The sequence below is a fragment of the Microbulbifer epialgicus genome, assembly GCF_041447265.1.
In the GTDB taxonomy this organism is placed as follows: Bacteria; Pseudomonadota; Gammaproteobacteria; order Pseudomonadales; family Cellvibrionaceae; genus Microbulbifer; species Microbulbifer epialgicus.
The window spans coordinates 1-15,779 of record NZ_JBGMEK010000045.1; the positions used below are offsets into that span (position 1 = coordinate 1).

Below are 15,779 nucleotides of genomic sequence, written 5' to 3' on the forward strand. Positions count from 1 at the left end.
CTTAGTTGGTTTATTGTCTGGCGATAACAAATCAACCAGATACGCCGCTTTTTTTCAAACCTTCAAACACCAGATTTGGTTATAACTCCCGAACTGATATCAGTAAAGCCTGTAGGATCTATTATCAGGGGCGGGGATCTAGTTGCAGAGCAGGATGGCTTTTATCTATCGAGGGGGATGGATATTCTGAGGACAGATCTGGAAATTGCGGAGCATCAGCTATCGCATGCCGAGGAGGAATTAGCCAGGCTTATACCACTTCGTGAAGCTCAAATGGTTTCTCCATCCCAACTCAATGATCTTAAACTCAGCGCTAATACTCACAGGCTGAATAAGCAAAGACTCAAGCAACAGCTTGAAATAGATCAGTATCGGTTCGATCGACTTAAGCATTTTGCGCCCAGGGACAGCCAGGTTTTACAAGTGGAAGCCCACCCTGGTGAAAGGCTCACTCAAGGGCAGCGAATACTCCAGCTACTTCCCCTGGATGAAAAACAATTGGAATGCAGGGTCACCAGAGATCAAATTGGAACGAATGCACCTATTGAATACAGCGATTTTCTTTATGATGGTAAGCCACTCACCCTCAGAAATATCGGTCGAACCATGGACCAGGATACTCAGAATCTATCCCTGTACTTCGATGGCCACGGAGATCACTTTGAATCTTTGTTGGTGGGCCAGCGCTTCCAGATAGCCATGCTCACCCCTACAGAATCACTGGAGCAAATAGGAAAAATTACCAAGTTACCTTCCGATGCTGTGCTATTAGAGGAGGGGAAATACCATACATGGGCGCTGGGACACGAAAATAGAGTTCGTAGAGTCGAAGTGGAAATACTGGATACCCTTGCCGATCATTTTATTGTGATGTCGGAGATCCAGCCAGGCGATCAACTTGTGGTTCTCGGTCATGGGAATTTGCAAGCGGGCCAGGAGGTGGTACCAGTGGACGGTGACTCATGAAAATTGTTGAAAAATATAGCCAGGTCATTATCAGCTGCGGATTTCTTCTTCTGCTGTTCGGTATATTTTTGGGACTCAGAATTCCAAACGCACTATTGCCAAACATCGACCGACCACAAATAGCTCTTGCTACTTCCTGGCCTGGTAAGACCGCAATGGAAATGGAGCAGGCACTCGTCGCTCCACTGGAGCAGGAACTCTCTAATCTTGGGTTCCTGGAGGAAATCCAGACAAACATTAGTAATGGCTTTGCCTGGACACTCATTACTTTTCACTCTAATGCCGACATGGAACAGATGTATATTGATGTTCTCTCCCGGCTTAACCAAGTGCCCAACTGGCCTAGCCAGGTATCGGCACCCCGCCTATACAACTTCAGCAATGGTGCCGGAGCAACCCTAGCCAGCTTCTTCCTTTACTCCAATGGCCATGCTACTAAGCAGGAGCTTTCCCAAGCATTCCGGGATCATGTTCAACCTGAATTTAGCAAGATACCAGGCGTAGCCTCTGTTGTTGTATCTGGCACCCCTATGGAGCAACGAATAGATATCGAATTTGACCCCCAAGGTCTCGCTCAAGCTTCACTCACCATTAATGAGGTGCAATCCCGTCTAAGTGACCTAGTTGATCGCTCTGGCGGTAACTTAACTATCGGATCAAAAGAATACGCCCTAAATTTTAAAGGCCAGATCCCTATCGCTGATTTTGAAAAACTGCCGGTTGCTACCAGGGGGCCACACATTATTCGCCTGGGTGACGTTGCAAGTGTACACAACAGAATGGCTTCCGACTGGAATTATTTTGCATTGGAAGGTAACCGATCCTTCTATTTCTATCTAATGCCAACTGACGATATCAATGTTCTAAAAACAATCGATATGATCAAAACATTGATGTCAGAGCTAAATGAGGGAGAGCTCGGTAGATTGGGAATGGAAGTGGCGATCAGCCGTGATGACTCCAAAAGTATTCGCAGCTCATTGCAACTAGTCTATAGCAGCCTCACTCTGGGGGCCTTTCTCGCGTGTATCATTTTATATTGGTTTTTGCGAGACTTTAGAACTCTCGCGTTGATTTTTACCAGCATACCTGTTTGCATTGCACTGGTAATACTGGGTATGTACCTGGGCGGTAGAAGCATGAATGTTATCTCACTTGCAGGTATCGCTCTCTCTATTGGCTTGATGGTAGATGCCGCCATTATTGTTATCGAAAACATCCAGCGTTTACGCAGTCAAGGAGCTGACCTGCTAACCAGTATTAGACAGGGAGCTAAAGAGGTTACCGGCGCTTTAACATCATCTACGATATCCAGTGTTATCGTCTTCTTACCGATCCTGGCAATGCAATCAGCCACGGGGCAGCTTTTTAAGGATCTGGCTTATACCATTTCGAGCGCACTTATTGCATCAATATTATTTGCCCTCCTACTCCTGCCTGCTTTGGCGCGTCACCTTTTAAAAAGCCCCCGGGAGATAAACACAACAGGAAAGGTTCAACTCCTTAATCGTATGCTACAGCGCTGGATTAGTATTTCACTAATGCCAATTGGCCGAGCAAGTCTACGTAATTGCGTACTAATTCTTGGATTACCAGTTGCAATATTAGTGACTTACCTCAGTTCACCCTCAGTCGATGTGCTTCCAGACCCCAAGCAGGCGATGATTTCAACCTTTATAAACTTTGAGAGCCCAATGGCGGTTGAAGCTGTTGAACGCGAAATCGGCCAGGTAATTATGGATCGCATTGAACAAAGTAAAGGGAAGTTTGAAGAGCAAATAGTTACCTATGGCACGCTTTGTTATCCGACTATGTGTAACCTTTACATTTATACCCAGGGAGACTGGGATTTCGAAGCATTTAAAGAGTGGATCAATAAGGATATTGTCTCTGGGCTGATAGGCACCAGAATTCATACTCGACAAGGCGGCCTTCTCCGATTTGCAATGCCCAATAGCCGGGTTAGCCAACTAGATATCAAAGGAGCTGAACTACCGGTGCTTCAAGCAGCTGGACGCGACTTGTTAGAACATCTTCGTTCAGAATTTCCTGATGCACAAATTGTTGAGGGTAGCGCATTGAGCAATCGTGGGTTGCGCATTGAATTTGAGCCCAATCAGGATCAACTGATTCGTATGGGCATGACATTACCGGAATTTAACCGTCATTTGATGGCACTTACCGATGGCATCTATATAGGTAATTTTTACACAGGCACTAATACGCTGCCCTTTTACCTCAAGGCCAAAGAACCAGCCAACCTGGAGCAATTTCTAAATACGGAAATTATGATTGTTGGGCAAGGTTTGATTCCCCTGCGGCAATTAACTTCCGCTGAGTTTACCCAGGCTCCAGACAACATCCTCCGTGTCGGCCAGGAAGTCAGTACCTCATTAAGTTTAACCCCACCTGCGGGTATCGCAATGAAAGATTTTACTGAACAAGTTGATCAAAGCGTCCTAACTTTCCTTAACCAAAGCCAATATTCGAACTTGCATACCCAGTTCAGAGGAAGTGCCAACGAGTTGAAAATATTTCTCCAAGAATTCTCACGGATACTCATAGTGGCCCTGATAATTCTAGCTATGCTGATGTACTTTGCCCTGAAGTCTATGAAGCTGGCACTCGCCGTGCTACTGGCAATACCTCTTTCTTTCGCCGGAGGAATGCTCAGCTTGCGCTTACTGAATATTTTTGTCCCACAGAACCTCGATGTTATTACCATGATAGGCTTTGTGATCTTGATGGGCTTGGTAGTCAATAACTCAATTCTACTAGTCAATCAATTCCAAGCTTCTCGGGATAGAGGGATGAATCAAGTTGCGGCTATTAAAAATGCTATCAGTTTACGTATTCGCCCCATAATGCTGACCAGCATCACTTGCATCTTTGGTAACTTACCATTGATAGTGAGCCCAGGAGGTAGTGCGGCAATTTATCGCGGGCTGGCAACAGTCATCACCGGCGGAATGCTATTCAGTGCTCTTTTTGTGCTAGGTTTTATGTCCGCTTTACTTTCTTTAACGATCTTTGATATACGACTAGACCAAAAGACCACAGAACCTGATGGACTTACTACTGGGCCAGAAGGAAAGAATACAATGCGCTTGAGACGCGCTGTGAATACATCCTTGTAAGCTCGTAATCGGCATCCATGCCTCATACGGTCCCAAGCACAGTGTATTCTCTCCTTCCCTCTTTATGGCATGTCTGAAGGAGTACTATAAATTGGGCGATCAATGGCCTACTTGCGGGAAAATAAGCCTATTAAAGTGACAATGTTATATGCAAGGGTGCTCTATATCAATCACCCAGCCTAGTTGAAGCTGCCAGCTACATGAGTCCAATAGATCTTTTTAAGTGCACTCGTAGCTCATCCCTTACCATCACCTAGGTGACTCGCTTATGGGCCCGCTCATTACATTTGAGTCCTTGCTACCACTTATACCCATCCAGACCAGATATTAGAGGAGGCAGGGCTCCAGCCTTGGCGCAAAATTCTACTCAAAAATACCCTCTTCGCATTTGTCAGGTTTTATATACTGTTCTTTGCGACAGCTGACACCCTTCACTGTAGCTAGCATCGTACTCAATCTGATAGGCTTGTCAGTCTTGACCGCCTTTTGGCGCGACTGGGCACACTCACACTTAGAGTGGCTCATTAAGGGATTAAAATGAAAATAATTAAAGTATTTATACTTGGCCTGATTATTCTGGCCTCCCAAGGAGTGCTGGCAGGAACCATTGAACCTACGACATTTACTCGCCAGGGTATTTTGTCCTACAACTTTCATTCTGACTTGCTGGGACGAGGGTTTGTAATCGATGTCATGCTGCCACTATCTTACAATCCCGAAGACAGCACCAGATACCCCGTAGTGTATATGACCGATGGCTTTATGCACTTTCCCATGGTGGCACCTAACCTGATACAGGAACAAATTCCGGATGAACACGGCAACACCAAGCTTCCTCCGGTCATTCTTGTCGGGATCTCCCACCCCATCGACAGCGCCAACTTCACCCTGCGCTTAACCGACTTTACCCCGGTACCCGGGGAAATCAAGGGGAACATCCTAGGCGGTGGGGCGAATGACTTCCTTGAGTTTTTGGAGGACGAATTAAAGCCGTTTATCAATAACTCATTTATGGGGGATGAAAATGACGAAACTCTCGCCGGTCACTCCCTCGGCGGGCTCCTTGCCCTACACAGCCTCTTTAATCATACAGATAACTTCGACCGCTATGTGGTCGGCAGCCCCAGTATCTGGTGGGCCAATAAACAAATCCTTGAGAGTGAACTCGCTTACGCTGAGCACCAGATTGACTTACCCAAAAGTGTGTTTATGTTCATTGGCGGAGAGGAAACCTGTAACGAGGAAATAGATGTCTGCGGAGTGCAGGACTTTAAGGATATGTTCGAACGGCTGAAGTCCCGCCGCTATGAAAACCTCACCCTGCACAATCGTATCTTTGAGGGTGAAAACCACGGCACGGTGGTAAACCCTGGTTATGATAAGGGTATCGAGCGGGTTTTTAGGGCTAAAATTCTGCCTAAAAAATATTCATTTTGATATTGACTTGATTAAATAGACAGATCAAGACCCTGCTGTCTGAAGGCAATTTTCATACGGGTAGCTGTCGTAAAATGCCTTTGTAGCTGCTTAGACCTATGTGAGTCACATGGAATCTCGGCGATTAAATTGTTACTGTTAAAGAAATCGGTAGTTGCTTCGGCCGCAAGTTCGCACTGTTCCCCTGCGTATAACCCAATCCACTTTGCGTCAGGATTACTTTTGGCCTCTCTATTGTGATTCTCGCTAAGAAATTATCCAATATACGCGTATCCTATTAACCGAACTATTTGTCCGCCCAGTTAATAACAACTCCTCTATTATTTTGAGAGGTCGTTAAGGAGGCGTAGGAAGGGACGCTACTGGGTAATCGTAGCCATATTGTCGTTGCCAATCTGTACGACTCTCGCGGTTTGATCAACACCGCTTTGGGTCGCTGTATGCATATTGCCAATACCTAATTGAGCAATGAAAGCAAGGCTCAGAGCGCTTCCAAGTTGGATAATATCTGCCTCATTCATAGAGCCTACTTGATTGATAAAAATACTACTAAACGAAGTATCACTCTGCTGTAAAGAATTCGAAGAATTTAATTCCCCGACCTGTAGATTTGCCGCCATACTGTGACTAGTACCGGTAGTTTGAGATGCAGCAGAGTTATTAGAAGTACCAATTAGAGTCTGCACGATCAAATTATTTAGAATGGTTGGGTCTGATTGATCAGCATCAGCCATATTACCGTTCCCAACCTGAATTAATATGGCCATATTATTATCTGCAAACGTATTTACGCTAAATGCTACTAACATAGCTGCGGCGATGGGGGTTAAGGTCTTCATTAGTAAATCCTTTACTATCTATTGGCAAGCCCTGACTGACCTCCGCTACAGCTTCTCAAGCAAAGTAATCTATATTTATGCACATAAACCTACAGTATTCATCTAACAAGGTTACAAATAAATTCGTTTCACAAAAGGTAACAGCGGCATGATATTTAGCGCTTTATTGGTTAAAGTAGCTTCTAAATTCAGACTTAAGTTTTACAGTAAACTGATAAATCACCATGAGAAAAAATAACTAAATTTCTAGGACAATCTTGAAAAACCACAGTTGTTGCTTTTTACGATAAGGAGTGCTTTTCGCTGAACTGATGTACTACTGGGTCAGAAGGAAAGATTACACTGCACTCGAGGCTCGCTATGAATACACCCCTGTAAGCTCGTAATCGGCATCCATGCCTCATACGGTCCCGAGCACAGTGTAATCTTTCCTTCCCCTTTTTAGTAGTTTGTAGAGCTTCACACCCTCCCACACCTTCACCGCTTATCAGATTCAGATCGACATAGCCGCCAAGCACCTTATATACTGCCCCCCAGTGATCAATACGCCATCAATCTGCTCTTCCTGCGTAACACCTACCGACGTCTGTTCCGTTTAGGCATGACCACAATAAACCGCTTCCTTGTATCGATAGAAAGTATCTCTCGATACACCGAGCATCTTACAAGTTTTGAAGATATTGCCGAGCTCTTCTACCAGATTTAACAATCCGGTCTTGTGTTTAATAATGCGGTCATTAGCATGGATCATGGGGCTTACCTTTGATTTTGCTTTTAGGTTTGGTCACCTTCATCAAAACCGGTAAGCCCCTATTTTGAAAAGAAAATTTTAGATTGGGTCTAAACTAATCCATATGAATGGACACTATTTAATAATCTTTCTTCCACTGTAATTCCACGCTACCTGAGCCACTGTCACCATCATCAGCGGTTTTAAATTCCAGGTTAAGATTATCCCTTAACTCTATCTGCATCTCCGCCTGCCAGGGACTCAATGGGTCTGTGCTGCGTTGCAGTTCTACATAAATCCGGTCGGTAATGTATTTACCCAAGCTCAGTGCATACTCATCGCCATCTTCCCCCTCCTCCTGCTCGACATTGAGGGTATCGAGTCTTAACAACTCACGGGTTTTGGCCACGGGGTCCAATACTGCGCGGCCGGTTTGCAAGCTGCGCACCACGCTCACCAGGCGCACTGCCTGGAGTGGCGAGATATCCGATAGGGACTTACCAAACAACAGTTGTGCTAAAATTTCGTCCTGGGAGGCTGCAGGGTCTGAACTGAAAGTAATATCCAGATCTGCTGCAGAACCGGAAATATTTGCAGTGATTTCACCATCACTATAGCTGTAAACGCCTTCTACAAATACCGCCACTTCATTATTTTCGAAGCGGATTTCCCCTTCCTGTAGATTGAATTTCTTACCCAGCAGGTCAAAACTACCACGCACAATAGTAAGCTCACCCGAGGCTTCCGGTTTGGCCGCAGTTCCGCGAATATCCACTTGACCGCGCAATTGCGAGTTAAGACCGAGGCCACGCACATAAGATTGCTGATCTAGCACCACCTCGACTCCCAAGCTGATCTTACTAAGCAGCGGCGGTGCACGCTCCACCTGGGGACCGTCCACCTGAACTTCCACTACCTGTATTTCCGGAACGGTGCTGCCAATCCACTGTTCTATCTGTACCGCCAGTGGGCGCAGGATAAAACGACCAGTGATTTGTGCATCCTGGGTGGAGCCAGATAAGATCGCTTCCCCAGAGATTGCGCCGCGTACTCCCGGGGTATTTAGCAAGTGGGCGCTATTCAAATTTAAGCTAAGGCTCATCTGTGGCGGCGCCTGCTCGGGGAAAAATATTGCTCCTCCCAAATTAATCGTGCCACCATCAACAACCGTGGCACTACCTCTCTCGATACGCCACTCTCCCGGTGCCAGGCGCGTATAAAATTCGATATTGGTAATGCGGGTGTGGCTGGGGCGATGCTCATAGCTGGCTCCACTCAGCTCTATAGCACCAATAAGGCGAGGGTCCCCCAAAGTGCCGGCACCATCCGCTGAGAAGCTCAATAGACCGCGCATTACATGCACCCTGGGATCAATAAATTCAGCAACTACCGACAAGTCTGCGGAACCACTGCTAACTAGCTGCAATGGGAGATCGCTCACAGACTCTGCTGCGCTATCAGAAAACAATCGCTCAAAAATAGGTGTAATCAATAACTTGGCATTACCATCTATTGCACGGCGGCCACCGTGCTCAGCCACCAGGGATGCCTGCAATTCCCCACCCTCGGTGTGCCATTCAAGTACCGTAGAGAGTGGTTGTACCTGCACACGCCCCTGCTCACGGCCGGGCACATAACCACTGATTCGCAGCTCCCCTTCAAACTGTGGCTGACGCGGACTGCCGGTAATACTTGAGTGCAGAACGACGTCACCCTGCTCAGGTGTATTAAACGGTAACTCTCGTGAGAGATCTTCCAGAGAGGCCCTGCCCTGCAGCTGCAGATCCAGCCGCTGCTGGTTGAGACTACCGTGGACCCACAATTGATTGCGCCCTGCCCACAGAAACTCCAGCCCGTCCACAACTAGGCTCTTTTCTGCATAATCAAGTAACCCCTGCAACTGCCAGGGTTCATGGCGATAGCCGCCCTGGGCCAGCACACTGGCACGCACTTCGGGGTTGGTAAGCGCTCCCTTGATCTCACCATCCAGGCTCAGTTCACCTTCGAGCGTACGGGGTAGCGGCAGCCCTATCACCTCGAGTAAGGTTAGCGGCAGGTTGCGCGCATGCACCCCCACCTGGAGCCGATCCTGCTTTGGCTCAAACACTCCCTCAGCTTCAACCAGGGCAATTCCCTGGCGCCCCAGGCGCCGGGCTTCCTCTGCAAGTGCGGTGAGGCGGCTCGCATTTTGCTCTGGCTGAGTTGTGCCTTTCTCCATACTCGGAATTATGGACGGCGACTGAGGGCCACGGAATTGCCCCATATCGAAATGGTTTACTGATCCGTTTGCATATAACTCGATACGCAAATCCTGCAGGTTAATCTTTTCCAGATCACCGCTGGCATCGCCTTTCAGGTTGTAGCGATATTCGTGGACCAGGCCATCGGATTCCAGGCTGACAATTAGACGCGGGTTGGACCAGGGGCCTTCCACATCAACCTGCCCCTGCAGGCCCAGGCTAATGCCCTTGGCTGAGGCAAGACCGAGATCTTCACTTGGGTTGAGGTTACGAATATCCACCTGCAGCTGCAAGTTAAGTGCTTTAGACTCAATACCTACAGTGCCGCCGCCCAGAACATTCAGCTTGTCCCCCACCAGCGCAAACTCTGTAATCGTTAGGCCCCTCAGGTTTCCATTAACCCTGGCCGTCAACTCATTCTGTAAATTTCGGTAAGCGGATACAGCACTCAAATCTCCCTGCAAATCCGGATTATCCCAAGGTCCCTGTGCGGTTAGCTGTAATTGGTGCAGAGTGCCGGAAAAGTCATCGGGGATTTTTAGTTGCTGTGTTTGCGGGAGAGAGAATAGAAGGCGGCGAATCTCCTCAACTCCCAACTCCTGCACAGCCGCACTCATATCCAGGATTTTATTTTCAGTATCTATGCTACCCGCAGTACGAACCTGTGCCCCGGCAAATTCCAATTGCAAGGACTCCAGATGGATAACTCCGCGGGTAGTATTCACCTGGCCAGTCAGGTCCAGGGGCTGCTCCCGATAACTACTGTTCAATTTTACCTGGCCCGAAATATCGGGCAGTGGCAATGTGCCGGAAACGGTTAAATCAGCAGTGAACCAGCCACTATGCAACACATCCTGCCAAGGTCGGGAAAGCGTTACCGGCAAGCGATTGAGATGGAGCTCGGCATGGATATTGTCGCCATTAATATTGCCGGACAAGGTGCTGCGTGTACCATCCACTTGCAACCAGATGCCATCGGTATGTAGGCTCCAGGGAAATAAGTCGACAAGCAAACTGCCTGTCAATGCCAGTTTGTGCTGGAAAAAAGGCGTGGAGAGGGACTCAACATCAACCTGTATCTGTTTATCGCGGCGGCGCAGCGAAATTTTACCGCGCGCGTCCAGCCCCTGGCCCTGAGGTAAATGCAACTGGCGGCCCAAAAATCCTTGAGCCATTTCACTGGCAGAGAAATCCAACACAAATCGTCCGGGCTGGCGCTCGTGCCCCTCGGCAATAAACTGCAGGTCGCCACCATTTAATTCGCGGATTTCCAGCTGTAATTGGGTGGGCTGCCCCTTCCATCGGTACAGGGTATTGCCGTATACAGCGATTGCGGGAATATCGCTTATCTTGCTACTGATCAATTGCAACCGCTCAAGCCGCAGTTCCCCAAGGCGAAATCTCGGTAGTAAAGCTTCCCAGCTGGTGGCTTCCCAACCGTCAGCCTGCTCCTCTACAACCTGGCCAGTTTCCTCTTCCGCTCGGGCGAGGGACTTCAGCAATTCATCCAGCACATCAAGATTTAGTAGAAAGTCTTTGGTGGCAACGCGCTCAATATTGACGGGATTGCTGGAAAAGCTCTGCAGCTCCAATTCAAGCTGGTGCGCTTCCGCTAGGGTGTTGCTTTCAAAATCGACTCGAAGGCGCTCGAAAAACCATGCGCCGAGGCGCTCACTGGCAATTCCCTCCGCCTCAATAGAGAGACCGTCGATTGCCTGTTCCGCGCCATAAAAAGCGATGCGAGTCAGGTTGACCCGCCCCTGTTCAGTGCCCAGGAAGTAAATCAGTGAAAGTACAATCACCAGACACAGACCGGTGATCCATGATCCACCAGCACCAAAGGAGCGCCACAACCCGCGCAGGAAAGCACCCAGGGCGCGGGTGAAGCCCAATGCAAATGTGCTCAACCTGGCCATCAGAAAGCCTGTCCCAGGCTGATATACACCTGGTAGCGGTCATCTACGCCATCACGGCGATCCAGAGGAAAAGCGAGATCGAAGCGAATAGGGGCGAATGAGGTGATATAGCGCACCCCAAAACCCGCCCCCCAGAAAAGGTCAGAGAAATTGGGGCTCGGATCTTCGTAGGCATTACCCCCATCCAGGAACAAGACCCCGCCCCAGGTATCGGTAAAACGAAAGCGTCCCTCAATAGAGATCTCACTGAGACCGCGCCCGCCTATCGAGTCGGAGAGGGTTTCCTGGCCATCTTTTCCAATCTCAACAATGCGCGGGCCCAGCTCCTGATAGCCGTAGCCGCGCACCGAACCACCACCGCCGGCATAAAAACGCTCATCCGCCGGTAGATCCAGGTTGGCAGCGCCAGTAATGGTCGCCGCTTTGATACGCAGGGCTAAGGTTGGCTCGTAACGAGCAGATTTTGCTGTTTTATAGGCGGTTAGTTGCAGGGTGTTTTTTACAAAAGAGGTACTGTTATTGTTCAAGTCCAGATAGGGCTTAATTTCCAAGGCCGTGGTGGCCCCACGGTGGGCATCTAGGGGCTTATCTGTTGTATTCAGCTTAAAACCCAGAGGAAATGCTAACAGGCGATAATTCTCATCTGCATCTCCATCCTCCACAGCGCCATCCACCTTTTCATCCACACGACTGAACTTCAATTCAGCCCCGGCACTCAGTGTACGATGCTTACTTAACTTGCGCGAAACTAGCCCCTTGAGCGTCAATGCCTTTGAGCGATAGGAATCTACATCTTCACCGGTGAGCGCTACACTCGCGGTAAAGCGCTGCTTGTCCCTGAAAAAGCGCGGTATGGTCAGCTTGCTCTCCAGCGTCTGTTTAACCGGGTTGACCTTGCTCTTTACCTCCAACTTTTCACCGCGGTGAAAAATATTGCGATGCTCCCAACTGGCGGATACACCTGGGCCCTCATCAGAGGTATACCCCACCCCCAAAGTAATGGTGCGATGATTACGCTCCTGCACAATAAAAGTGACATCCACCAGACCGCTATAGGGTTCCGATACCTGGTGGGTCACGTTGGAAATTAAATTGGTGCGCAACAAGCGCAACTGGGCTGCATCCAATTTACTGCGGCTGAAACAATCGCCTGGATTAATATTCAACTTGCTGCGCAAGTAGTCTTCTTCAATTGAAGTGGCACCGAGGATTTGCACATCGCCCACCATCACTTCCGGGCTCGGCGCTACACGGTACACCAAGCGCGCGGCGGCCTCCTGGTGAATCACTGTGGCTTGATAGGTAACATCGACATTGAGCAAGCAGGCATTGTTATTGAGATACTTGGTAATTTCCTGCACACCTTCCAGTACCTCATCAGCCTGAAGTGGATCACCCACCGAGATCGGCAAGCCGGGAAAGCCCGCGCGCAGACCTGCGGGCATTTCAATATCCAGGCTTTTGATCAAATACTGCGGGCCGGGTACCACTTGGTAAACAATCTCATTACCCAGTACCGACTCACGTACAGTGGCATCGTAATATCCCTCTGATCGCAGCAACTTTTCCAGGTTACCGCGTTCATAGTGGGCGATATCCTGTGGGTCTTCATAGCTCTCGAGGGCACTACTGTTTTTACGCAGCTCGTTGAGTTCCTTGCGAAGGTTATCCTGCAATTGAGGATCGCCTTGTACATAGAGGAAAAAGCCCGGCAATTTGGAGAAAAAGGGAATGGCTACCGCCCGCTGTAGGGGCAGTAGTGCAAAACCGACAAGCAGGGAGACAAAGAGAGTTCGCAAACTATTAATCCATTGTCTACAGCGACTACTTCGCGTACTAGCGGATATCCGTTCCCTTCACATCAGATTTTGCCCCGGAACTAGTGATATCCGGGTAAGATTCGCCGGCGAAAGGCGAAACAATTGATAGCCCCGCATTAATCGCCGGCCAGGAAAAAAATGATTTATGGCTGGGTGTTGGGGTTGCCAAGTAGCGGATTACAATCCTGAATAATCACCCGCCCCTCGAGAATATTGCCCTTGGAGTATTCAGTGAAAATACATTGATTGGTTTTGGGATCGTAATTCTCAATCCAGAGATTGTCCTCTTTCCAGGTGGCGCCAATATGCCGGAAACCGTCAGGCACAGAAATACGCATCACCCCGCCGAAACGTTTTACAAAGACCTGTTCGTAGTGGAAGTAATACGCCAACCAGCCTGCAAAGAAGAAAACTGCGGCCGCAATAGCACCGATTTTCAAGCTGCCCATGCGGCTGCCGACAAAGAGGGAGAGAATAACCAGGGCGATAACCGCCGCCCAATAGAGATAAGTAACCATACCTGTTCTTCTGCCGTGAATTTATTGGTATTTCTACTAGGCAAGGGTAGCGCAGAAATGGCGTAAACAAAATAACGCCCGCCTACGTACCCTAAATGCCTTAGAAGCCTCAGTCTTCTTTCAGTGCCGAAAGGTTTTCGAACAGTGCCAATGCCTCGGGGTTAGCAAGGGCTTCCTTATTTTTTACCGCCTTGCCGTGCACCACATTGCGCACTGCCAACTCAACAATTTTTCCGCTAATCGTGCGCGGAATATCAGCCACCTGAATCACCTTGGCCGGTACATGACGCGGGGTAGTATTAGCGCGAATGGTAGAACGAATTCTCTGCACCAAGTCCTCATCCAGTTCCACTCCCTCATGCAGCACTACAAAGAGCACCACCCGTACATCATCTTGCCAATGCTGGCCAATACAGATGCTATCGAGTACTTCCTCAACCTTCTCCACCTGGCGGTAGATCTCTGCAGTGCCGATGCGTACGCCACCGGGATTCAGTACCGCATCGGAGCGGCCGTAAATAATCACACCCCCATGGGAAGTAATTTCTGCATAGTCACCGTGCGCCCAAACACCCGGCCAGTTTTCAAAGTAGGCACTGTTATATTTCACCCCATCGGGGTCATTCCAGAAACCGATCGGCATACAGGGGAAAGACTTGGCGCACACCAGCTCCCCCTTCTCAGCAGTTACCGCTTTGCCATCGTCATTCCAGACTTCAACAGCCATACCCAAGCCGCGGCACTGAAGCTCTCCCGCATAGACCGGCAAAGTCGGGTTGCCCAAGGCGAAGCAGGAAATAATATCGGTGCCACCGGAAATGGAAGACAGGCACAGATCTTCCTTTATATCTCGATAAACATAACGGAAGCCTTCATGGGCCAGTGGCGAGCCGGTAGACAGCACCGCGCGCAGCTTCTCCAGTTTGTGGCTTTCCCGAGGCTTACAACCGCTCTTCTCCAGGGCGGCAATATACTTGGCGCTGGTGCCGAATACGCTAATGCCCTCCTCATCTGCCATATCCCATAGGCTCCTGGACTCTGGATAGAAGGGAGAGCCATCAAACAGCACCAGGGTTGCACCGCAAGCCAGGCCACTTACCAGCCAGTTCCACATCATCCAGCCGCAGGTGGTGAAGTAGAACAGGGAGTCCTCACGACGCAAATCGCAATGCAGGCGATGCTCCTTCAGCTGTTGGAGTAAGGTACCACCCACACCATGCACTATGCACTTCGGCACTCCAGTAGTACCTGAGGAGTACATGATATACAGGGGGTGATCAAACGCAGTTTGGACAAAGGTAAGTACACGCTTGGGCGCTCCAGCTTCGAACTCCGGCAGCAGCACCGCTTTATCCAACGGTTTCGCCGCCAGTACTTGAGCCGTTTCCTCCTGAGAGCGGGCGACAGGCACCACCACCAGCTTCTCAATAGAGTCGATGCGGGCCACTATCTCGCGCAGGCGCGGCAGCGAGTCGATTACTTTGCCGTTATAGAGGTAGCCCTCGCAGGCAAATAGCACTTTCGGCTCCACTTGGCCGAAACGGTCAAACACACCATTGATGCCAAAGTCCGGCGAACAGGAAGTCCAGATAGCGCCAAGGCTGGTAGTTGCCAGCATGGCCACTATGGCATCGATCACATTCGGCATAAAGCCAGCTACACGATCCCCTTCGGACACGCCCTGATCGGCCAGGGCTGCGGCCAGGCGCTCTACCCGGCTATATAGCTCCGCATAACTGAGCTGGCGACGGCTGCCATTTTCCAAGCGTTCTACCAAAGCCGGCTTATCGTCACGGTAGCGCAGCAGGTTCTCGGCAAAATTAAGTTGTGCACCGGGGAACCACTCAGCGCCCGGCATACTGTCGCGGCCCAAGATCTCTTCTCCGCGCACACCGGCTTCTACTTCGCAGAAATCCCACAAATCGCTCCAGAAAGCCTCACGCTCTTCAACAGACCACTGGTAAAGCGCGTTGTAGTCTTCAAGCTGTAGCTGGTGTTTCTCATTAACCAGTCGGCGAAACTCATCCATTTGGGTGGCAGCTATGGCCTCTGGGCTCGGTTGCCAAAGGGGTTGTGCGTTGTCCTTCATCTCAGCAGACCTTGTAGGTTCATTATTCTCGGTGATTATTTGACCTTCGCCAGGGCGAAAGCGGCAATCATGCCTTGCCTGACGACT

General features: G+C 49.4%; 8 protein-coding genes and 1 pseudogene. 3 read left to right on the forward strand and 6 right to left on the reverse strand.

Translation table 11 applies throughout. The features are described from left to right. Positions 1-177: 177 nt before the first annotated feature. From ACCI49_RS16650 to ACCI49_RS16660, 3 genes are all read left to right on the forward strand, one after another. Positions 178-966 (forward strand): efflux RND transporter periplasmic adaptor subunit, encoded by a 789-nt coding sequence (locus ACCI49_RS16650; RefSeq protein ID WP_371840233.1) that lies wholly within the window; start codon positions 178-180, stop codon positions 964-966. Beyond that, the gene (locus tag ACCI49_RS16655; protein WP_371840234.1) at positions 963-4,103 is read left to right on the forward strand and encodes an efflux RND transporter permease subunit; all 3,141 of its coding nucleotides are present in this window, start codon (positions 963-965) and stop codon (positions 4,101-4,103) included. Before ACCI49_RS16650 ends, ACCI49_RS16655 begins: the two co-directional genes overlap by 4 nt. 537 nt (positions 4,104-4,640) lie before the next feature. Further along, positions 4,641-5,540 (forward strand): alpha/beta hydrolase, encoded by a 900-nt coding sequence (locus tag ACCI49_RS16660; protein ID WP_371840235.1) that lies wholly within the window; start codon positions 4,641-4,643, stop codon positions 5,538-5,540. 359 nt (positions 5,541-5,899) lie between these two features. Here the strand turns inward: ACCI49_RS16660 and ACCI49_RS16665 are convergent, their stop codons facing one another. The 6 genes and pseudogenes from ACCI49_RS16665 to ACCI49_RS16690 all read right to left on the reverse strand — a co-directional run bounded on the left by ACCI49_RS16665 (position 5,900) and on the right by ACCI49_RS16690 (position 15,692). After that, positions 5,900-6,379 (reverse strand): hypothetical protein, encoded by a 480-nt coding sequence (locus tag ACCI49_RS16665; protein WP_371840237.1) that lies wholly within the window; start codon positions 6,377-6,379, stop codon positions 5,900-5,902. A gap of 613 nt (positions 6,380-6,992) precedes the next feature. Continuing rightward, positions 6,993-7,130: pseudogene (locus tag ACCI49_RS16670) on the reverse strand (helix-turn-helix domain-containing protein); the annotation flags it as partial. Between the two features lie 118 nt (positions 7,131-7,248). After that, complete coding sequence (locus ACCI49_RS16675) at positions 7,249-11,265, reverse strand: translocation/assembly module TamB domain-containing protein (protein WP_371840238.1); 4,017 nt, start codon at positions 11,263-11,265, stop codon at positions 7,249-7,251. Further along, the gene (locus ACCI49_RS16680; protein WP_371840239.1) at positions 11,265-13,064 is read right to left on the reverse strand and encodes an autotransporter assembly complex protein TamA; all 1,800 of its coding nucleotides are present in this window, start codon (positions 13,062-13,064) and stop codon (positions 11,265-11,267) included. Before ACCI49_RS16680 ends, ACCI49_RS16675 begins: the two co-directional genes overlap by 1 nt. A gap of 164 nt (positions 13,065-13,228) precedes the next feature. Further along, positions 13,229-13,603, reverse strand: coding sequence for a hypothetical protein (locus ACCI49_RS16685; protein WP_371840240.1), 375 nt, complete (start codon positions 13,601-13,603; stop codon positions 13,229-13,231). 109 nt (positions 13,604-13,712) lie between these two features. Beyond that, positions 13,713-15,692 (reverse strand): acetoacetate--CoA ligase, encoded by a 1,980-nt coding sequence (locus tag ACCI49_RS16690; protein ID WP_371840241.1) that lies wholly within the window; start codon positions 15,690-15,692, stop codon positions 13,713-13,715. Between the last annotated feature and the right edge of the window lie 87 nt (positions 15,693-15,779).

What these genes read in the sequence shown, in the direction of transcription:
- ACCI49_RS16650 (WP_371840233.1), top strand. Translation starts at nt 178, where the DNA reads ATGGATATTCTGAGGACAGATCTGGAAATTGCGGAGCATCAGCTATCG.
- ACCI49_RS16655 (WP_371840234.1), top strand. Translation starts at nt 963, where the DNA reads ATGAAAATTGTTGAAAAATATAGCCAGGTCATTATCAGCTGCGGATTT.
- ACCI49_RS16660 (WP_371840235.1), top strand. Translation starts at nt 4,641, where the DNA reads ATGAAAATAATTAAAGTATTTATACTTGGCCTGATTATTCTGGCCTCC.
- ACCI49_RS16665 (WP_371840237.1), bottom strand. Translation starts at nt 6,379, where the DNA reads ATGAAGACCTTAACCCCCATCGCCGCAGCTATGTTAGTAGCATTTAGC.
- ACCI49_RS16675 (WP_371840238.1), bottom strand. Translation starts at nt 11,265, where the DNA reads ATGGCCAGGTTGAGCACATTTGCATTGGGCTTCACCCGCGCCCTGGGT.
- ACCI49_RS16685 (WP_371840240.1), bottom strand. Translation starts at nt 13,603, where the DNA reads ATGGTTACTTATCTCTATTGGGCGGCGGTTATCGCCCTGGTTATTCTC.
- ACCI49_RS16690 (WP_371840241.1), bottom strand. Translation starts at nt 15,692, where the DNA reads ATGAAGGACAACGCACAACCCCTTTGGCAACCGAGCCCAGAGGCCATA.